This window comes from Bacillus sp. TL12, from assembly GCF_022625245.1.
Lineage (GTDB): Bacteria > Bacillota > Bacilli > Bacillales > Bacillaceae_G > Bacillus_A.
Map to the genome: position 1 here is coordinate 1 of NZ_JAJJBY010000015.1, position 21,162 is coordinate 21,162.

Here is a 21,162-nt window from a genome sequence, read left to right on the forward strand (position 1 = left end):
GCGGAAGTCTTATCTCTTTTTTTATGTTTAAAACTGATGTTTTTTTGCCATCGGTTCAATGCATTTATTTAATATCCAACTTAATACTTTCCATACTTTTTGTTGATTAGGTGGCAAATGAGCATTATATATATAGCTGTATTCAATCTGCTGTTTTGCACCGCGATTTCGTTTGAACTCTCCAGCCCCAGCACTACAATGACAAATTAAATTTTTTTCAATAGAATCTATTGTAATAAGGAGGGAAAGAATGCGATATAAGCCTTGTTGCTGATCAGAGTTTGTATCGTAGCCAAGTATAGGAGTTGTCATAACTCCATCTCTAATAAAATAAGCAATGACACCATCAATCGTGCCCTCTTTTTTAATAACTTTCATTTCCAATAAATGATGCTGAAGCGCATTCCATAAATAAGCTGGTGTAAACATTGGATTATGATCGGAATATTTCTCAATGTATAGTTGATTGTATAACTCGGAAATCTGTAAAATATCCTCTTTTGTTAATTGTTCATTCGTCATTACTTCATAATTGCTTTTCTTTAATAATCTTTTATCATTTAATAAGTCTTTTCGTTCTTTTCGATTCATTTCTTTATAGTGTTTTGGATCAAATAAGTATACGGAACGAGACATAATTTTATTGTAACCTACTGTAGATAATGCTTGTGTAATTGCAGGATATAATTCGCTATTTAAAGAACGAAATAAAATCGTATGCTCTGGAAATTTTTCAACAAGTAAATTCGTAATCCGTTCGATTTGTTGTTGATTTATAGAATGATAAAGGTTTGTTGAAAGCATCCAATTATTTACTACAATTACTTTATTAATATTTGTTCGTCGTAGCCAGCTTCCAATAAGATGAATCGGGTAGGTTAGTAACTTCTCTAACCAAGGTTTCTTTAATTCCCATAACTCTTCTAGTGCATAGGATATGTAATGTGTATAGGGAGAACATACATATGAGTTTTCAAACTCTTTGTTATTCACAGTGACTGGCAAGATAAGGTCATCAATTTCTAATAGAAATAGCCGAGTGTTAACATTTTCAATAAATGCTGTAATGCCATTTTGTAAGAGCGGAAGGAAGCTATCTCTTACATATGTTCCATCTCGTTTTGTAGTCCAGTCGATGTTGTGCAGGGAATGAATATCATGTAACGTAATCATACATTTTCACCATGCTTTATAAGGCTTTCTATTCTTTTTAACTTTTTATCATATAATTGAATATCATAATGTGAAAAGAAAAAATGTGGCACAACACATTTTTTAGTAGACCATAGTGTATGTAATTCCTGTATTAAGCTAGATTTACATGATTTGAAATGTTCAGGTAGTACTTTAAGTTTAATCTCAATTTTGTCTGTGCTGTGCTGAATCACTTTAAATTCTTGAATTTCATTAGATGTAAACATAATTGCTCTTCGAATGAAATCAGGAAAAATAGATATTTCGCTTTTATCCAATTCACTTATCCCGATAAATATATCATCGCATCGACCATCAATTCGTTCTAAGGCTAAGAAGGGAGAACCGCAGGCGCACGCTGTTTTTTTCTCAATTAATATGTCATTGAGACGGTAGCGGATTATAGGCTGTGTCTTCCTCATGAAATCAGTAATAATGGGAACGAATATCCCTCTTTCTTGATCTAAGTATTCTTTTTCAATATGAACAAGGTCTTCATTGATATGTAATGTACCATGTTTACATGTTGTAGCAAGAAAGCCTTCTGTACATTGGTAAACTTGGTGTACTGTCTGTTGAAAAATTGTACTGATAAACTCCCTATCAATATCTTCAAGTACTTCTGCTACAGAGATAATTTTTTTGGGACAAATCATAATAAGTCCTTCTTGTTGCCAATGAGCGATTTTTCGCAATATAGAAGGAGGTGCAATTAAAATAGATGGATTTATTTGATTTAGTCCAGCGATATGTTGATGAAACGAATCTAGTAAATCAAAAAAATGAAACGAAATTCGCTTGTTTTTGGTCGCCTCATATAAATTGCTGTTCGCTCGTAAGAAAAAAGCGATCGTATGTTTATGTAGAATGCTAGAAGGAAGCACTTTACCGATAATAGAACCGGCCCACATCGTTTGTTCTTCCTGAGAAACGAGAAAAACTCCGCGATTTCCACTAGTGCCTGATGATAGCCCAACAGTTATATTACGAATAGTTGGAGAAAAATTTCGGGTTTTTTCCGCTTCAAATGCTACATGAAAGGCTTCCTTTTTTGAAATAGAAGCTGTATTTAATGTATCAAAGTTCTCCATCATTACTTCTTTATTAATGATAGGGAGTGAAGCCCAGTCCCCGTTTTCGATTTCTTTTAAAAAAGGTGTGTATAATTGACGATAGAAAGGTGACTGATCTATAGCAAACAAAAGATGTTTTGTTATTTGTTGCTTATGAAATTGTTCTAATTGCTCACGAGTTGAAAATCGTAAGCGATATTTTGTTTTTAAATATTGCTGGAGAATCCGAAACTTATTCATAGTACACCCCTGCTTTAATTTGATTCCATGTGCGTTCGCAATGAGTTGGAAGAATTTCAATTTTGGGTGATATTTGCGATAAATGATGTAACTTTTCAATGTTGTGGCGATAAGATTTTGCATCCCCGGTTAAAAGGCTGACGATCTTACTTGGAAAGACAAGGTTTTCATACGTTTTACTGTGCCACACTGCGTCTGCACAAAGAAAAACAATTTTATCACTATGTAAATGGACGAATAGGCCAAATTGTCCAATTGCATGCCCCGTTAAATCAACAGCGAGTAATGAACCATCACCAAATACATCATATCCCTCTTCAAATTTTCCATATGTAGGAGATAAACTAAGCGATGGAGTTTGATCAATAAATGTCATCCGTTGTTCTAAATCAATTGGTAATGTATCTTTTAAGCAACCTTTTAATAGGGCACCAAATTTACTTCTCTTTTTAATATCTTCATAAGCTTTCGAGAAGGTTAATATTCTTGCTTTTGGAAAGTCGGGCAGTCCTGCTGTATGGTCACCATGAAAATGAGAAAGAATAATATACTTAATCTCTTCTGGTTGAATACCATCAAGAAGTAGTTGCTGTTTAATAGATTGCTCTTCTGTAAAGTGAACAGGAGTAAGTTTAGCATATACAGAGTAAGGAAATTTTCTTGTCGCTTCTATAAAGTGCCGGGTATATCCGGTATCAAATAAAATATAGCCTAGGATTGGATGTTGAAGTAATCCCACTGTAGCTGGAAAGGAAATTTGTTTCCAACTGCCTTTGGAATATGCAATTTTTTCAGGATGTGTGCAATATCCTGTATCGTAAAGCTTTAAAGATTTAATTTTCATTGTGTTTCCCACCATTCCACAAATTTTGTGATTCCTTCTTCTATGCTAATATTTGGAATATAGCCTAGTTCTCTTTGAGCTTTATCAATACTTAAAGTCTGGCTTTTTGAAAGTACACTAACAGTATATTTTGTGAGAATAGGTTCTTTTCCAAATAAGATAGTTTTTGAAATCCCCTCTAGTATCGCGGCAATTGTAAAAGCAGTTTTGTAGGAAATTTTTTTATATTGTACCTCCTTGCCAAGGCATTTCATTACATTTTCAATGACTTCATATAAATTTACACGTTCCCCATTTGTTATATTGTATTTTTGGCCTAATGTATGTTTAGGTGAATGCATACAAAGAAGCAGGGCATCTACAACATTCTCGACATATGTAATATCGACAAGTACATCTTTTGTATCGATTCTTGGTAGGGCGCCTTTTTCACATACTTTAATAAGGCGTGGAAGAATAGCGTTATCTCCTGGACCAAATAAAGCACGTGGACGTATCGTGATAACTGGTAAACCATGATTGAACGCTTGATCAATAGCTTGTTCCGCCATATATTTTGTTTTTGCATAATGGTTTACAAATGTATCAGGAAGTTTTGCGTTTTCGACTACATCTTGTCGCTCATCATAATAGAAATAAATACTCGGTGTCGATACATGGATAAGGCGTTTTATGCCAGACTTTTGACTTCCTTCAATAATATGCCTTGTTCCTAACACATTCGCGTTGTAAAAATCTTTGTATTTGCCCCAAGGAGAAGAAAGGGCGCCGCTATGAAAGATATAATCTTTATCTTTACAAACTTGTAGAACACAATGTCTATCTTCAAGAGGACAATGTACAAATTTAATACCATTTTGTTCTAATAATTTGCCAATTGTTTTATTTCTCCCGGTTGCTGTTACTTCATAGCCTATACTCGCTAATCGAAAAGCAAGTTTTTGTCCTAGAAAACCAGTTCCACCAGTTACTAGCATTCTCATCAATTTTCACCGTCCCATGATATGTCATATGTTGTTTGCTCCAAAATAGTCCGTTCATGTTTATCACTTTCACGCCATAATTTATACATGCTATAAAACTGATAAAAAAATGGTTTCCAATCAGAGTGACTATAAATGATATCTGGATAGGAACATAGAACTTTCAGCCATTGCTTACGTGTTTGTTTGCTTTTTAAATAAGGAGGTCCATATAAAAGCATTGCTAATCGAATTGCACACTCCGAATTTGGTTTGGGAATTAGCGTATGGTTCACCTTTGTATCAAAAAAAGCTGATAATATTTCCTCATCGAATAAATGTAACCCACTTGTAGTACGTGGATTACATTCAATCGGAATAGCATCTCCGTCCTCTGTAATGATAAAATCAAAGGCAATTTGCCCAGAGAAATTTAGCTCCTTTACGATATGCCCAACAAACTCGTCAATTTTTGGGAGATTAATATGCTCAAACGCAATGGTAGCGCCTAAACCCGCCGTGAATTCCGTTTTATAGACAGAGTGAGCTAACACTTTTCCAGATTGTACAATACTGTAGGAGCAATGCTGTGTTCCTTGTATAAACTCTTGGATGATATAATTTGGCTTGTCCACCATGATGCCCTTTTCAACATCTTCTTTTGTAATAAACGCCACTTTGTCAGAAAAACGAGAGAAAATTGGCTTTAGTACAAAAGGAGTAGTGGCCGATGTTTGGTGAATCATTGCCTGTATGGCTTGTTCGTTATTTGTTTTATACGTTGCAGGAACTTGCCAGCCTAAATTCGTTACGAACTGAATAAATTCCCACTTATTATGAAGTAATGAAAGTTTATGAAATTCGTCTACTAATACATGGCAAAATCGGCTTAATTTTTCTTTATACCTAGATATATAAAATACTTCTTCACAAGTAGGGATAAGTAAATCGACATCATGTTTTTGAATAATTGATTGTAGTGCATCAATACTCTCATTTGTGTTCCATTTTGGAGAAGGAATTTCATAAAAATAATCAATGTTCGTTGAAGCTTTACTTAATGGATAGGAAATACTATCTGCAATAATGACGGTATGTCCGCTTTTCTTGAACAATCTGCATAAATGTAATGCTGCTGGTGCGCGTGCCCCTGTAATTAATACTGTTTTCTTAGTACTCAAGAAGAATGCCTCCAATAGAAAGCCCTGCAGACGTACCCAGTAACAATATTTTATCTCCGCGCTGCACTTTGTTTTGTTTAATTGCTTCGAAAAGAGCGACCGGAATAGATGCAGAAATCATATTCCCGTAGTCTTCAAAAATAGTCATAAAGCGATCCTCATCGACCCCTAATTTTTTACGAATCAGCTTCATAGCTGGTCCACTTGCTTGATGAGGAATAATTAAATCAATATCATCTAGGGAATAACCAGTATGTATAAGTAGTTTCTCGATAAAATTTAACATATATTTAGAAGACAATTTGAAAATAGCTCTGCCATTCATATCGAACAAGAAGTCTTCTTTTCGTTCTTCACTATATTCTCTAGGATGAATCATTGTTCCACCGCCGCGAATTTCTGATAGATGCGCACCAGAGCTATACGTTTCCATATGGGAAGCAATAATAGAAGAAGTGTGATCACTTTTTGTTACCACAACAGCTGCTGCACCATCGCCGAATAAAATACTACTTTCATTTTGTCCCCAATTTAATCCTACAGAAGAAATTTCAGAAGAAATGATGACAACATTTTTGTATCTCCCGCATTCAACTGCGTAAGAAATTGTATCAAGTGCTGTTACGAAGCTTAAGCATGTTGAGTTGATATCAAAACATGGAATACCAGAATGCTGTAGTCCAAGTTGTTCTTGAATAAGTGATGCAGTAGAAGGGATTGCCTGCTGGATTGTTCCACTTCCGCAGATGATACAATCGATATCGTCCCATGTTAGATTAGCATCTGCTATAGCTTTTTTAGCAGCTTCAGCTCCCATATAAGAAGATGTTTCATCATCAACAAAGTATCGTGTTTTCACTCCAGCTTTTTTTAATGTCCAGCCTTCTTGGGCACCTAACATACGATCTATTTCAAAAGAATCTACTTTTCGTTTTGGAACATATACACCAATACCTTTTATTTTAATATATCTTTTCATCCCATATCGCCTCTTAATCTTTTTATAAATTTATAAAATTCTATCATATATATATTATTATAGAAAAAATAGGGAAAAAAGTTTTTTGTGAAATTTAGTATTTTTATAAATTATCTTCATATTAATTTATGGGGTTGTAAGAAAAGATAGTACGGAATTTATCCTTAAGAGATGTATCGAAAATTTATCCCGCATTAACGGGCAGTAATACTCCCACCTCAAAATTCGGTGGGAGCAAAGAAGTTAGGTGGGAGATAAACTGCCCGTAAAGGCCCGATTGGTTCAACTAATAATTAGTGGGGGATGAGGAAAACCCCCACTGATTAAAGTTTCACTTTATGAAGATTCAAAGGAAATAGCAGTTGGAAATGTTTCGGTGCAGATTCAAAAGGGTGAATTTTACTCTAGAAAGAAGGGGAATATATGAAACGAATTCTTGTGATAAGTGATATTCATGGAGAAATGGAGAAGTTTGAAAAGCTGTTAGTAGAGGCAAAATACAATGCGAAAGAGGATCAATTAATTTTAATGGGGGATTATGTAGATCGTGGGTCGAGTGCAAAGGCTGTAATTGAAAAAGTGATGCAATTAAAAGAAGAAGGTGCTTTTGTTTTAAAAGGGAATCATGAAGATATGATGATTAAAGCATTAACGACTAATGAAGAAAGATCGTGGAATCATTGGGTGAAGAGAAATGGCGGGAATAAAACGTTATATAGCTATGGTTTTTCAGAGAGCGATATTGCTATAAATAAAGAAGTATTTAAAAAACCAGTTTTAAAGTCTGATATATTAGAAAAACATTTAAAGTTTATACAAGAACTAGATCATTATATTGAAACAGACGATTACATATTTGTTCATGCAGGTGTAGAACCAACAAAACCAGTTGCTGAATCTGAGCCATACACGTTAATGTGGATACGGAATGAGTTTCATCATGGATACAATGGTGAAAAAACTGTTGTATTTGGGCATACAGAAACCAAAACACTCCATGGCGACGAGGAGAATTGTAATGTGTATTTTGGAAGTAATCGAATTATCGGAATCGATGGGGGAGCCGTATATGGTGGCCAGTTAAACTGTTTAGAATTACCAAGTCAAAATGTATATGTAGTGAAAGAATAATATAAAAAGAGATAAGGGATCAAAACAAAGATCAAACCTTATCTCTTTTATTTGTTTACATAATTTGTGAAAACATTACTGCGATTCATTATCGATTTAACTCCATTGCAACTTGTTTCCCATTTACGAAAACCTCTATCACCGCTACTACAACTTCAATCATTTTTTTCATCTCTTATCTCTCCTTTGTTTATTGTCTCATTTCTTACTTTAAGTATAACGAGCAGCAAGTATTGTAACTATCGAATTAGATGATATGAGGATTACAGTGTTGTAAGAATACAATTTGTATGTTTTTAATGCTTTTTTATTAAGGGGAAGTTAAGAAATAAATTTCATAATAAATCCCATATGCAGAACGATAAATAGTGAAATTATTAAGGGAATGAAGAATCTAGATAGAAAAAGATATATAAGTCGAATGGATTCGTACACAAGACGGACAAGTATGTCGAGTGCTCTTTTTTTGTTATTATGAAAATGAATATAGGTGAATAGAAAAGATTTTTATGTTGGATGAAAGGTGAGAAAGTGATATGCGCTTATTAGTTGTAGAAGATAATGCACCTTTATTAGAATCAATTACACAAATTTTACTTGATGAGTTTGAAATTGATACAGCGATGAATGGAGAAGACGGATTATTTTTGGCATTGCAAAATATTTATGATGCGATTCTTCTTGATGTAATGTTGCCAGGGATGGATGGGTTTGAAGTAATTCAAAGAATACGGAACGAAAAAATTGAAACACCTGTTTTATTTTTGACTGCTAAAGATTCTTTGGAGGACCGTGTGAAAGGATTAGATTTTGGTGGAGATGATTATTTAATAAAACCATTTCAAGCACCTGAGTTAAAAGCAAGAATTCGTGCCTTATTACGAAGAAGTGGTAGTTTAACAACAAAACAGACGATTCAGTATCGCGGGATTGAATTGTTTGGAAAAGACAAAGACATTCAAGTAGATGGAGAAGCAATGAAATTAACATTAAAGCAATATGAATTTTTAGAATATCTTATTCAAAACAGTGGGAAAATTTTAATGCGTGAGCAAATTTTTGATCGTATATGGGGATTTGATTCGGATACAACGGTAGCTATTGTTGAAGTGTATGTTCATCATTTACGAAAAAAATTAGAGCCATTTGGCTATCAAAAAGATATTCAAACCGTTCGCGGAATTGGATATATATTAAAAGAACAATGAAGAGGGGAATTATGTTTCAAAAAACACGCATTCGTCTTACAATTTTAAATTCATTAGTGTTTATTATATTAATTGGAGTTCTAGGGAGCATTATCTATGGCTATACATATAATCGCATTTATAGTGGAGTAGATAATTCGCTAGAGATGTTTAAAGCAAAAGAGAAGAAACATTCTAAGTCTAATCCAAAAGGATCCGTTAAGGATATCCGTATTGGAGATCCGAGGATTACTGTACTGTTATGGCATGGAAAAAAAGTAGCCTTAATAGATAAGAATCCTAAATTTATTGATCCTGTTTTTGAAGAAAATCCATTAGCGTTTTTTCCAGAACAATTAGAAGGTTTTCAGAATATTGAAATTAAAGGGAAGAGTTTTCGAGCGTTGGCTTTTCAGCGTAATACTGAATTTGGACAAATGACAGTTCAATTTGTACGCGATACAACGGCAGAAAGGGATATGTTGCATACGTTATTGCTAATTCTTATAGTGGGGTGTAGTGTAGGAAGTTTATGCGCAATTGGGATGGGATTTTTCTTAGCTGGAAGAGCTCTTGTACCAATTCACAATTCTTGGGAAAAGCAGCAACAGTTTGTTTCCGATGCATCCCATGAATTACGAACGCCACTAGCGGTTATTCAATCGAAAACAGATGTACTATTTCAGTCTCCTTCCGCCACGATAGAGGAAAAGGCAATTGATATTTCTACAATTTCCAAGGAGTGTAGAAGGTTATCAAAGCTCGTTGCTAATTTATTATTATTAGCTCGTTCGGATTCGAATCAAATTGAAATGGATAAAAAGGAATTTGCATTAGATGAATTATTAACGGAAGTAGTAGAGCCGTATGCAGAAATTGCTGCATATCAAGAGAAAAAGATGACACTAGAAATCGAGTCTCAAGTATCTTTTATTGGTGATCGGGAGCGAATTCATCAAATGATTGTGATTTTGTTAGACAATGCGATGAAATACACTGACGTTGGTGGAATAATCCAAGTAGCATGTATGCAAACAAGTAGTTCAATTATGATTCAAGTAAAGGATAATGGAATTGGAATAAAAGAGGAAGATATTCCAAAGTTGTTTGACCGTTTTTATCAAGGAGATAAAGCAAGAGCGAAATCAGAAGGTGCTGGATTAGGGCTTTCAATTGCGAATTGGATTGCAGAAAAGCATTATGGGAGAATAAAAGTAGAGAGCAAAATAAATGAAGGTGCTTCTTTTGAAGTGACTTTACCTAAAAATCAAAGAGTATAAAGAATTTAGAGACGATCTTGTTTTTACAAGGTCGTCTTTTTTAAGGGAAAGTTAAGAAATGTTTTTCATAATAGAGTTTACACAGAATAAGAAGGGCAAAAGAGAGAAAAGGAAATCACTGTGCATTCTTGTTAAGAATAGCTAGATAGCTGTATTCACAGATGACTCTAATAAGAAATGAATTGAGCATATCTTCTACGATAATGTGGGGGAAATGGAAGAGAAAACAAGTGAAGGCAATTACAATGTCCAAAATGTAAAGGGGAGATGAAATTTGGAAAAGAAAAAGATAGCATCATTATTTGTTATTGGAATGGTGAGCTTAAGTATAATGAGAGGGGCATCCCCTTCTACAATGTCAAAAGGAAAAACTGATTTTGCTCAGTGCAGTAAAGAACAACTTAATGATGGGAAAATGCATGCGGCACAGACAGAGAAAAAAGCAAAGAAACTAGGAATTGCAACAGATGGTAAAGAGCAAATTACGTTAGAAAAAGAAATTCATGAAACAGAAGTTGATCAAGAGGCGAAGCAGCTAGGGATTTCTACTGAGGGAAAAGATGTAGGGACTCTTTCAGAAGAAATCTATGAAACAAAAGTAAAACAAGAAGCAGTGAATCTAGGAATAAAAATAGATCATGCATCTATTGTGGATTTAATAAAGCAAATTAATAAAATTAAAATCAATGATGAAGCAGATAAACTAGGGGTTTCAACAGAAGGAAAAGAAATAGATGAGATTGCGACCGAGATTTATGGAACGAAAGTAAAGGAGGAAGCGGAAAAGCTAGGTATTTCTCAAAAAGGGAAAGATATAGAAAATTTGGCGCAAGAGGTATATGAAGGGAAAATTCAAGATGAAGCAAAAAAACTGCATATTGATTTATATGGTAAAGATATTTACCAAGTGCTAAAAGAAATAAATGAACAGAAAGTCATACAAATTGCAGACGAGCTTGGTATAGATAGTGCAAATTTAAATATTCAACAATTGAAAGAGAAAATAAAAAAGGAACAGCCTAAAAAGGAAAAGGAACTTGTCTTTTTACCTATGGTTCAAACAGATGCGGATGCATTTTATTCGTATTTAACGAAGTAAAAAGGGCGCAGAAACTTTGAACCAGGCATGGGTGCAGTTGGGGAGTCAAGCAATTAGTTATGTACAAAATTCAAATTGAACTAGGAATGAAACTACATATATTTTATATATCGAGTAACAAAATAAGAGAGATAAGGGATCAAAACAATGATGAAACCTTATCTCTTTTTATTGTCTTTTACGGTTTATCATGAATTTTTTTTGTTTCATTATTTGTTTAACTCCATTGCTATTTGTTTTCCATTTACAAAAATTTCTGCTACTGCTACAACTACTTCCATCACTTTTTTCATCTCTTATCTCTCCTTGTTTTTTGTTTCATTCCTTACTTTTAGTATAAGGGAGAGAGGGAGTGGCAACTATCGAAGTAGATGACATGAGAATTACATTGTTGTAAGAATAAAAAATGGATAGAAAATTTTGTGAAAGAATGAATTAAGATAGATGTACTTATTTTGTGAAATGGTTGTATTCCTAAAAAAGAATAAGTAAGATAGATTTCGCGTGTAGTAAAGAGGAAATAAGGGAGACAATAAAGGGATGAGAAAAAGAAAAAAATTGTTAAGTTTATGGAAAACGATTACATTGCTGGTGTGTACTGTTATTGTACTTTCTTTAGTTGTAACAGATATATTAATTAGTCATAATGTCGAACGCACGACCGAAGAAAGCCAAGCTGAAAAAGCAAAAACAATTGCGAGTATTGTAGCGAATTCACCACTTGTCATTGATGCTTTAGCAGGAAGAAAAGATATATCTGAAATTCAAACATATACAAATCGATTGTTAAAAAATACAGATGTACAATTTATTGTAGTCATGGATATGAATGGTATTCGAAAATCTCACCCTGATCCTACAAAAATCGGTCATCATTTTGTAGGAGGAGATGAAGGAATAGCTTTGAAAGGGAAAGAACATGTATCGATGGCAGAAGGGACATTGGGAATCTCTATGCGAGTGTTTGTACCTATTTTTTCTGAAACGAGAGAACAAATGGGAGTTGTGGCTGTCGGTATTTCAGCTGATAATGTGTATGAGAGGGTAAAAGAGAGTAGGCACATTATTTATATTGGTATCGGTGTTGGAATCTTAGTTGGAATTATAGGTGCTATTTTATTAGCTAGACATATTAAGAAAATTTTATTTAATCTTGAACCTAGCGAAATTGCAAAAATTTTAGAAGAACGGAATACGATGTTACAATCTGTTAAAGAAGGAATCATTGCTGTTGATAAAAACGCGAGAGTTACTTTAATCAATAACGAAGCAAAACGGTTGTTTAAGAAAAGTGGTCTCGAAGAAGATTTTATTGGCAAAGATGTTGAGAAGTATATGCCTAACTCATGTATAAAAGAAGTGTTACAAACGGGGGAAGCTCAATTGTATGAGGAACAAAATCTTTATGGAATTACCATTGTTACAAACAGAGTTCCTTTATATGTTAAAGGAGAAATTGTTGGTGCAATTGCAACATTTCGTGATAAAACAGAGATTAGGCAATTAGCAGAACAATTAACGGATATTCGACTTTATGCAGAAGCGCTTAGAGCACAATCTCATGAGTTTATGAATAAGATGCACGTTGTATTAGGGCTTACACATATGAAGCATTATGAACAATTAGAGACATATATTAGTAACATGGTTTCGGAGCATCAATATGAAATTGGTGGTGTGATGCGAAAAATAAAAAATCCTGTATTTGCAGGGTTTATGCTTGGTAAACTTAGTTACGCAAGGGAAAAGAATATACAACTTATTGTAAGCAAGAATTCTTACTTACCAGAGCCATATGACGAACGTATTATTCATGAACTCATTACAATTGTGGGAAATTTAATCGACAATGCATTAGATGCGGTTATGAATTGTGAATATAAGCGAGTAGATATTTCTATTCAATATCAGGATACGTTAATTATCACAGTTAAAGATACAGGAATTGGAATCCAGCAAGAAGAAATTGACAAAGTATTTGTCAAAGGGTATTCCACAAAGGGAGAGAATCGAGGATATGGCTTATATCTTGTAAAGGATAGTTTAAAGCAAATAAATGGGAACATGCAAGTTGATTCATTGTTAGGGAAGGGAACGACCATAACCATTGAAATACCATACAAAAGTAGGGATGAGATAGGGACATGATCAAAGTTTTGATTGTAGAAGATGATCCAATGGTAGCGATGTTAAATAAGCATTATTTAGAGCAAGTAGGAGGGTTTGAACTTGTTCATATAGCAAATTCTGTGGGCGAAGCAGTAGAGATATTAAAGGAATCGTCTATAGATTTCATATTACTTGATATCTTTATGCCTGGTGATACAGGTTTTGACTTGTTAATGCATATTCGGAATCAAGAAAAAGAAATTGATGTTATCATGATTTCAGCTGTGCATGATATGGGGAGTATAAAAAAGGCGCTGCAATATGGAGTCGTTGATTATTTAATTAAACCATTTACATTTGAACGGTTTAAGGAAGCATTAACGGCATATCGCGAGAAATTTATGTTCATGAAAGAACAACAAAATATTAGTCAATCTGAATTAGATACGTTGATTTTACAAAAAGAAAAAGTAGAAACTCATATAAATAAAGAACTGCCCAAAGGGCTAACAAAGCAAACATTACAGTTAATTTGGAAACAAATAGAATCACTTCATGGACAAGTGTTTACAACAGATGAAATGGCGCAATTAGTTGGAATTTCAAGGGTTTCTATTCGAAAGTATGTCATGTTTTTAACTGAAATAGGAGTTTTAGAAAATGAAATGGTCTATCAACATGTGGGGAGACCAGTAAGTAAATTACGATGCATCGATGAAAGGAAAATACGTTTTTATGTATAAGCGGCTTATGTAAGCCGCTTATACTTTTTTTAATTACAAAATCAGTTACAAAACTTACAAAAACTATTTTTAATGTTGAAAGCGTTTTAATATTAAAAACAAGAATATAAGGGGGTGCCTATATGGGGATTCGAAATAATGTGGAAGCGGTATCAATTGCGGAAACAGCAGAGTTAGAACAAAAATCTTTTGTTTCAAAAATCATGAATATTAAAATTGGTGTTATACCTTTACCGTTATATATCGTATTAGCAGCTATTATTTATGGAGCATCTGTATATAACAAGTTACCAGCTGATATGATTGGCGGATTTGCAGTCATTATGATTATGGGGATTTTCTTAGGGGATATTGGGATGCGGATCCCGATTTTAAAAAATATTGGTGGACCAGCAATTCTCTCATTATTTATTCCATCATTACTTGTATTTTTTAATTGGATGAACCCTGCTTCAATGGAAGCTGCTACTGCATTAATGAAAAAGTCGAATTTTTTATATTTATATATTTCTTGTTTAGTAGTCGGAAGTGTTTTAGGAATGAACCGTAAAGTGTTAGTACAAGGGTTTGTTCGCATGTTTATCCCGTTAGTTGTAGGGACATTAGCATCAGTAGTAGTCGGCTTGTTAGTTGGCTCATTATTTGGATTTGAAATGAAGCAAACATTCTTCTTTATCATTGTACCAATTGTGAGCGGTGGTATAGGAGAAGGGATTTTACCACTTTCTTTAGCCTACAGTGACATTCTAAATGAATCTTCTGCGACATTTGTATCACAGCTCATTCCAGCAGCTATTATTGGAAATATGTTTGCGATTGTAAGCGCAGGATATATGAAACGTCTAGGTGAGAAAAGACCCGAGCTTAGTGGTAATGGCGTATTAGTAAAAACAGATAATCAAGCAGAGTTATTAAAAGAACAAAATACAGAAAAACCAATTGATTTCTCATTAATGGGAGCAGGTTTATTAATTGCATGTACATTCTTTATCTTTGGCGGATTTGCTTCTAAATTTATTGGTATCCCAGGAGCAATCATTATGATCTTCTCTGCAGCAATCGTGAAGTACTTTAAACTAATGCCAGCAAAAATGGAGCAAGGAGCATATCATTTATACAAATTTATTTCGAAAAACTTAACATGGCCATTAATGGTTGGATTAGGATTGTTATACATTCCGTTAAAAGATGTAGCAGCTGTTCTTTCAGTTGGATATGTTGTGGTCTGTGCGTCAGTAGTATTAACAATGATAGCGACTGGTTTTCTTGTTGGGAAAGTTATGAAAATGTACCCAGTTGAATCTGCGATTGTAACAGGATGTCATAGTGGATTAGGTGGAACTGGTGACGTTGCGATTTTATCAGCTTCAAACCGAATGGAATTGATGCCATTTGCGCAAATTTCCACGCGTTTGGGCGGTGCCGCAATGGTCGTAACAGCAACGGTTTTATTAAAAATGTTTTCTTAAATTACTTACTATCAAACAAGCTAGCTATATAAAGATGTAGCTAGCTTGTCAAATTAAAGGGAGATTGTAACTATGTTAGAAAGTCAAATTAATGAGCGTTCATTACTACTTCACAAAGAATTGGTTGGAAAAATTGAAATTACAAGTAAGGTAGAAGTTAATTCAGCAGATGATTTAAGTTTGACATATACACCGGGAGTAGCTGAGTCTTGTAAAGCGATTGCAGCAGATGAAGAAACAGCTTATGACTATACAGCACGTGGTAATATGGTTGCAGTTGTTTCGGATGGAACAGCCGTACTTGGGTTAGGTGATATTGGTCCGAAAGCAGCTATGCCGGTTATGGAAGGGAAAAGTATTTTATTTAAAAAGTTTGCGAATGTAGATGCATTTCCGCTTTGTCTTGGAACGACTGATGTAGATGAAATCGTAACCATTGTTAAAAATTTAGAACCTACATTTGCAGGTATTAATTTAGAAGATATTGCCGCGCCGCGCTGTTTTGAAATTGAAAAGCGTTTAAAAGAAGAAACAAATATTCCAGTGTTCCATGATGATCAGCACGGAACAGCAATTGTTGTTTTAGCTGCAGTTATTAATGCTTTAAAAGTTGTAAGCAAACAGATGGATGAAGTGAAGATTGTCATTAATGGTGCCGGTTCTGCAGGGATTGCAATTGGTAAATTGTTATTAAAAGCAGGAGCACAGCATATGACGTTAGTAAGTTTAGAAGGCATCGTTTGTGAAGGAGAATCATGGATGAACCCGGCACAAATCGAGATTGCGAAAGAAACAAATCGTGAATTTGTACGTGGAACATTAAAAGAAGCGATTGACGGTGCAGACATTTTTATCGGTGTATCTGCTCCTAACGTACTAACAAAAGAACTTGTGAAGACAATGAATGAAAAACCAATTGTGTTTGCAATGGCCAATCCAATTCCGGAAATATTCCCAGAAGATGCACTACAGGCCGGGGCAGCTGTTGTTGGAACAGGACGTTCTGATTTTCCAAACCAGGTAAATAATGTGTTAGCGTTCCCTGGAATATTCCGCGGTGCATTGGATGTACGTGCAACTGATGTCACAGAAGAAATGAAGTTAGCTGCAGCATATGGAATCGCTAACATCATTACTGATGAAGAACGGAATGAGAACTATGTCATTCCAAATCCGCTAGATAAAAGGGTTGTTCCAAGTGTTGCTGCTGCAGTAGCGAAGGCAGCAATTGAATCAGGTGTGGCACAAGTGAAAAAGGCGCCAAGTTATTTAAAATAGTAAAAAAACAGTACCTTTTCAAAAAAAGATACTGTCTCTCTGAGGAGATAAGGGATCAAAACAGTAATGAAACCTTATCTCTTTTTATGTGATTAGACAATTCATAATAAATATTCCTCGTTTCATTATTTGTTTAACTCCACTGCTACTTGTTTCCCATTTACAAAAACCTCTGCTACTGCTACAACTACTTCCATCACTTTTTTCATCTCTCATCTCTCCTTGTTTTTTGTTTCATTTCTTACTTTTAGTATAAGGGAGAGAGGGAATTGCAACTATCGAAGTAGATGACATGAGAATTACATTGTTGTAAGGAAGAAGTTATGCCTTGTCACTTTTTTCTACATGAATAACAATTTGCTCATAATATTTCTCATCAATATATATATTGAATACCCATAATCCAGGAGAAGGCAGTGACATAAGAAAAGGGAGCTCTTTTGTGCTTGCATGAATGGAAGTAGGAGCAGTCCAAGTTTGTTCGGAAGTTTCATCTTGGAAGAGTACGGGAGTGGGGGTTGTAGATCCTTGTTTTAGAGCAATAATAGATAGTTTTCCAGATGGTATTTGTGGATCGAGGAAGAACCACATCTGTTTATTTTTCTCACCAGCAATGAAAGTACCATCTGCAATTGCAATTTTCCCTTCAATGCCTCTTAACGGTGTTTTTCCATCAACAAAGGGAGGACTTTCTTCCCAGTTAACATCTTTTAAGACGCTTAAATGAAAAAATGAGGGTACATTTGTTTGAGGATTTGAAGCCTCTATTATTTCTGTTCTTGGTGCTTTGGAATCTTGCCCGATTGAGGTACATCCAGTGATGAGACAGGAGAAAAGTAGCGCAGTTCCAATTTTTTTCATCTTGCCACACTCCTATTTTTCATTGTTAGTGTAATTGTATTTGCTAGAAGAGCGGACAATTCCTTTTCATTCATAAAAAAGAGGTCATAAGTTTAGTATGACCTCTTTTGACATTTTGTACTATATTTGTTCAGTGGTGAGTGTGGGCTCTGCTTCTTTTTCTGGCATTGTTAAGAAAATAACAGCAACGACGATACATACACCACCTAGTAATTGGTATGCTCCGAAAGATTCTTTTAGCCAAGCGATAGAAACAACAGCTGCTACAAGCGGTTCAATACTAGATAAAATACTGGTCTCTGTTGCTGATAAATATTTTAGGCTGCCAATGTAAAGAAGAAAAGAAAGTGTTCCACTTATAATAATTAAAATTAGCATAGAGAATGTTTGTAACGTAAAGGTTTGCGAAAGTTGTTTCCATTCAAAAGAGCGATTATAAATGAATAGTGCAATACCTCCGATTAGCATCCCCCAACCAATAATAAGAGTCGTCCCCCATTGTTTAATAAGGGAAGCTGGATGAAGTGTGTAAAAGGCAAAACCAATTGCTGTTAATAGGCCAAATAAAATCGCTTCTTTTGATAAAACAATATTTTGTACGGATCCATTTGTAATGATAAAGTATGTGCCTGTCAGGGCAGCGACAATTGCTAATACTTGCATAGTGGAAGGAAGTTGTTTATGCTGCATTGCAACATAAATAGTAATGAGAACCGGCCCTAAAAATTGGAATAGAGTAGCCGTAACAGCGTTGCTAATATGCACTGTTTCGATAAAAGCATACTGTGCGCCAAGCATTCCAAGGATAGAGAAAATAATCAGTTGCAAAAGATGACGCGGTTGTTGCCAAATACGAAATATATTTTGTCTTTTTATTAGTAAGAAAGATAAAATAAAGACCCCAGCAAGCAATAGACGAATGACTAAAAAGTCGATAGATGATACTTTCGTATGTTGAAAAAGCCACTGAATCATTGGACCTGATAATCCCCATAGAGTAGCTCCTGTAATAATCATTATGAGGCCGAGTCGTCTGTTATTGTTCATCATGATGCTCCTTTCTAGGATTGATTTTTTAAGATTTACATGATAAAAGGAATTATATATAACTTCTGGTACTGTAAAAAGTATCAATAATGTATTTTGTAAAGGGGTCAGATTTTATGTTAGAGTTAACACCAAATTTGAATATGGAGGGAAAAATCCCACTGTATGTACAGTTATACGAGTATATAAAATCAGAAATAAGAAGTGGGAAAATCCCTCCTTTTACGAAGCTCGCAGCAAAAAGAAAGTTAGCGACATATTTAGAAGTGAGTAAAAACACAGTGGAATCGGCATATGAACAGCTTCTCGCAGAGGGATACATTGAATCAGTGTCACGCACAGGTTATTTTGTATGTGAAATAGAACAAATGATACATATAGTGAAAAGAAGAGAAATCGTGAAGGAAGTATTGTACAGGGAAGAAAAATATAAATATGATTTCACCCAAACAGGTGTAGATGCAAATGCATTTCCATTCTCTATATATCGAAAGATTTCAAACGAGGTATGGCAACTAGAAAATAAGGATTTATTATTTCTTGGTCATCCTCAAGGAGAAGCGTGTTTACGTGAAGAGATTGCGAAATATTTATATGAATCAAGAGGTGTGGGATGTTCAGCAAGTCAAATTGTAATCGGAGCTGGGACACAGTTTTTAATAAGGATGTTGTTTCAGTTGTTAAAAGGAAGTTATTTTGCAGTTGAAAATCCAGGTTATCACCGGAAAATGGTTGCTTTTGAGAAAGGCGAAGAAAATGTTCAGATGCTCTCGCTTGATGAAGATGGGATTTGTATTTCAGATTTAGAAGATAGTCATGCAAATGTTGTGTTCGTTACCCCGTCTCATCAATTTCCGTGTGGAATGATTATGCCAATTAAAAGAAGGATGCAACTATTACAATGGGCACAAGGAGAGAGTGGGCGTTATATTATTGAAGATGATTATGATAGTGAGTTTCGTTACTCTGGAAAGCCGATTCCAGCACTGCAGGGTCTTGATACAGAAGGAAATGTAATTTATATGGGAACACTTTCAAAAGCTTTGCTTCCATCATTACGGATGAGCTACATGGTACTGCCAAAACAGCTAATTGAGTTGTATCAAGCGCAATATTTATTTTATACACAAAGTGTTTCAAGAATCGACCAAGAAATCATTAGAAGATTTTTAAACGAGGGTCATTGGGAAAAGCATATTCATAAGATGCGAGTTGTTTATCGAAAAAAAAGAGATGCTCTTGTCTCAGCGGTAGAAAGGTGCTTTTCTAATAAGGCGGAGGTAATTGGAGAAGATTCTGGCTTACATATTTTATTAAAAGTTCACAATGGAATGTTAGAAGAAGCATTAATAAAGAGGGCAGCTGAAAACGGTATAAAAGTATATCCGGTTTCTACGTATTATAAAGAAGGGACTACTTCAAAAAATACAGTTTTGCTTGGGTTTGCTATTTTATCTGAGGAAGAGATTAAAGAAGCGGTTCAATTGTTATATCAGGCATGGTTTTTGAAGTAGTTTGTTTCGCATGTACATATTTTGTTGGGCAACGAATAGATTTTTAACATGTAATTTGTCGAACGGTCGATATCCTTTGTCGAATCGCTGATATATTTCAATTTGCGCCGATATATTGTGAGAAACGGTCGATATATTTGCAGAATCGCCGATAAAATTTTATTTACCGTTTTAAACGAAGACTCTATTTTGCGATGCTTCGCACAATTTTCTTATCATAATTCTTTTCTCTACAAAATGAAAAACATCCTCATGCATGTGAGGATGTTTTAATTATTTCTCTTCATCTAAGAATAAAACCATATGTTCTTCATCCCAGTACTGACCGTTATACTTTAAAGAACGCTCTTGTACACCAAATGTTTTAAATCCTAATGATTCATAAAGTTTTTTTGCACCATCATTTCCGATCACAACATCAAGCATAACTTGTTCTACTTCTAATGTTTTTGCAAGTTCAATACACTCTTTAATAAGAGATTTTCCTGCTCCAAGTCCACGTGCTTTTGGCGATACATATACTGAACCAATCTTTGCTTTATGTTCTTGTTTTACGTATGGTTTCGTTTCCAGGGTTGCAACCCCAATTAATGTACCGTCTTTAAATGCACCTAGTGTATAGTTTTCATCTTGTGCTAGCTTTTGTGCTTTATACTCAATCGGGCATTCTTTATTAATAATATCTTCATAAGAAGAACTGAAAGCCTCAGGATTTTGCTTTAATCCTTCTACGCGAAGTTCTAGATAAATTTCTGCTTCATCCTTTGTTAATACATGGATATCCAATTATATCACCCTCCAAATCTTTGACAGATGTAGTTATATTTTATATTGAAATAAGAATAATTTCAAAAAGCTAGCTTTTGTTAGTAGCATGTTACTCAGTGTGCAAATAAAATTTCAATAAATAATAGCTATTAACACAATATCACCAGCAGCTTCTTCATAAAGATACTACTGGTGATAGACGA

The 21,162-nt window shown here is 34.5% G+C and carries 18 protein-coding genes; 9 read left to right on the top strand and 9 right to left on the bottom strand.

The window, feature by feature from the left end; translation table 11 throughout:
• Nucleotides 1-27: 27 nt before the first annotated feature.
• Genes LOK41_RS15410 through LOK41_RS15435 form a run of 6 tightly spaced genes read right to left on the bottom strand, consistent with a single transcriptional unit; the run spans nucleotide 28 to nucleotide 6,473 of the window.
• Nucleotides 28-1,173, bottom strand: coding sequence for a hypothetical protein (locus LOK41_RS15410; protein ID WP_241817302.1), 1,146 nt, complete (start codon nucleotides 1,171-1,173; stop codon nucleotides 28-30).
• Nucleotides 1,170-2,507 (bottom strand): F390 synthetase-related protein, encoded by a 1,338-nt coding sequence (locus LOK41_RS15415; RefSeq protein WP_241817303.1) that lies wholly within the window; start codon nucleotides 2,505-2,507, stop codon nucleotides 1,170-1,172. Before LOK41_RS15415 ends, LOK41_RS15410 begins: the two co-directional genes overlap by 4 nt.
• Nucleotides 2,500-3,351, bottom strand: coding sequence for an MBL fold metallo-hydrolase (locus tag LOK41_RS15420; protein WP_241817304.1), 852 nt, complete (start codon nucleotides 3,349-3,351; stop codon nucleotides 2,500-2,502). Before LOK41_RS15420 ends, LOK41_RS15415 begins: the two co-directional genes overlap by 8 nt.
• The gene (locus tag LOK41_RS15425) at nucleotides 3,348-4,334 is read right to left on the bottom strand and encodes an NAD-dependent epimerase/dehydratase family protein (RefSeq protein WP_241817305.1); all 987 of its coding nucleotides are present in this window, start codon (nucleotides 4,332-4,334) and stop codon (nucleotides 3,348-3,350) included. Before LOK41_RS15425 ends, LOK41_RS15420 begins: the two co-directional genes overlap by 4 nt.
• The gene (locus LOK41_RS15430) at nucleotides 4,334-5,494 is read right to left on the bottom strand and encodes an ATP-grasp domain-containing protein (RefSeq protein WP_241817306.1); all 1,161 of its coding nucleotides are present in this window, start codon (nucleotides 5,492-5,494) and stop codon (nucleotides 4,334-4,336) included. The genes LOK41_RS15425 and LOK41_RS15430 overlap by 1 nt, the downstream gene beginning before the upstream one ends.
• A complete protein-coding gene (locus LOK41_RS15435) occupies nucleotides 5,484-6,473 on the bottom strand; it encodes a beta-ketoacyl-ACP synthase III (protein ID WP_174100364.1) in 990 nt (329 codons plus the stop codon). The genes LOK41_RS15430 and LOK41_RS15435 overlap by 11 nt, the downstream gene beginning before the upstream one ends.
• Before the next feature lie 423 nt (nucleotides 6,474-6,896).
• Here LOK41_RS15435 and LOK41_RS15440 point away from each other — a divergent pair, with 423 nt between their 5' ends.
• From LOK41_RS15440 to LOK41_RS15475, 8 genes are all read left to right on the top strand, one after another.
• Nucleotides 6,897-7,604 carry a metallophosphoesterase family protein gene (locus LOK41_RS15440; RefSeq protein WP_174100363.1) on the top strand — a complete coding sequence of 236 codons (708 nt, stop codon included), beginning with the start codon at nucleotides 6,897-6,899 and terminating at the stop codon, nucleotides 7,602-7,604.
• Between the two features lie 536 nt (nucleotides 7,605-8,140).
• Nucleotides 8,141-8,812, top strand: coding sequence for a response regulator transcription factor (locus tag LOK41_RS15445; protein ID WP_241817307.1), 672 nt, complete (start codon nucleotides 8,141-8,143; stop codon nucleotides 8,810-8,812).
• Nucleotides 8,809-10,071, top strand: coding sequence for a sensor histidine kinase (locus tag LOK41_RS15450; protein ID WP_241817308.1), 1,263 nt, complete (start codon nucleotides 8,809-8,811; stop codon nucleotides 10,069-10,071). Before LOK41_RS15445 ends, LOK41_RS15450 begins: the two co-directional genes overlap by 4 nt.
• 313 nt (nucleotides 10,072-10,384) lie before the next feature.
• Entirely contained in the window at nucleotides 10,385-11,170 is a 786-nt protein-coding gene (locus LOK41_RS15455; protein ID WP_174100377.1) for a transporter, read from the top strand.
• 540 nt (nucleotides 11,171-11,710) lie between these two features.
• A complete protein-coding gene (locus LOK41_RS15460; protein ID WP_241817309.1) occupies nucleotides 11,711-13,318 on the top strand; it encodes a sensor histidine kinase in 1,608 nt (535 codons plus the stop codon).
• On the top strand, nucleotides 13,315-14,022 hold the full coding sequence (locus LOK41_RS15465) for a response regulator (RefSeq protein WP_174100359.1): 708 nt from the start codon (nucleotides 13,315-13,317) through the stop codon (nucleotides 14,020-14,022). The genes LOK41_RS15460 and LOK41_RS15465 overlap by 4 nt, the downstream gene beginning before the upstream one ends.
• 122 nt (nucleotides 14,023-14,144) lie before the next feature.
• A complete protein-coding gene (locus LOK41_RS15470) occupies nucleotides 14,145-15,491 on the top strand; it encodes a 2-hydroxycarboxylate transporter family protein (protein WP_241817310.1) in 1,347 nt (448 codons plus the stop codon).
• A gap of 72 nt (nucleotides 15,492-15,563) precedes the next feature.
• Nucleotides 15,564-16,769: an NAD(P)-dependent malic enzyme gene (locus LOK41_RS15475; RefSeq protein ID WP_174100357.1), complete on the top strand. Its 1,206-nt coding sequence runs from the start codon at nucleotides 15,564-15,566 to the stop codon at nucleotides 16,767-16,769.
• A gap of 321 nt (nucleotides 16,770-17,090) precedes the next feature.
• Here LOK41_RS15475 and LOK41_RS15480 read toward each other — a convergent pair whose 3' ends face one another.
• Together LOK41_RS15480 and LOK41_RS15485 are read right to left on the bottom strand one after the other, a co-directional pair.
• Nucleotides 17,091-17,630, bottom strand: a complete 540-nt coding sequence (locus LOK41_RS15480) for a DUF4871 domain-containing protein (protein WP_241817311.1) — start codon at nucleotides 17,628-17,630, stop codon at nucleotides 17,091-17,093.
• Between the two features lie 120 nt (nucleotides 17,631-17,750).
• A complete protein-coding gene (locus tag LOK41_RS15485) occupies nucleotides 17,751-18,677 on the bottom strand; it encodes a DMT family transporter (RefSeq protein ID WP_241817312.1) in 927 nt (308 codons plus the stop codon).
• Between the two features lie 116 nt (nucleotides 18,678-18,793).
• Between LOK41_RS15485 and pdxR the strand changes: the two genes are divergently transcribed.
• Nucleotides 18,794-20,191 carry a MocR-like pyridoxine biosynthesis transcription factor PdxR gene (gene pdxR, locus LOK41_RS15490; RefSeq protein ID WP_241817313.1) on the top strand — a complete coding sequence of 466 codons (1,398 nt, stop codon included), beginning with the start codon at nucleotides 18,794-18,796 and terminating at the stop codon, nucleotides 20,189-20,191.
• 273 nt (nucleotides 20,192-20,464) lie between these two features.
• Here the strand turns inward: pdxR and LOK41_RS15495 are convergent, their stop codons facing one another.
• On the bottom strand, nucleotides 20,465-20,977 hold the full coding sequence (locus LOK41_RS15495) for a GNAT family N-acetyltransferase (protein ID WP_241817314.1): 513 nt from the start codon (nucleotides 20,975-20,977) through the stop codon (nucleotides 20,465-20,467).
• Nucleotides 20,978-21,162: the final 185 nt, after the last annotated feature.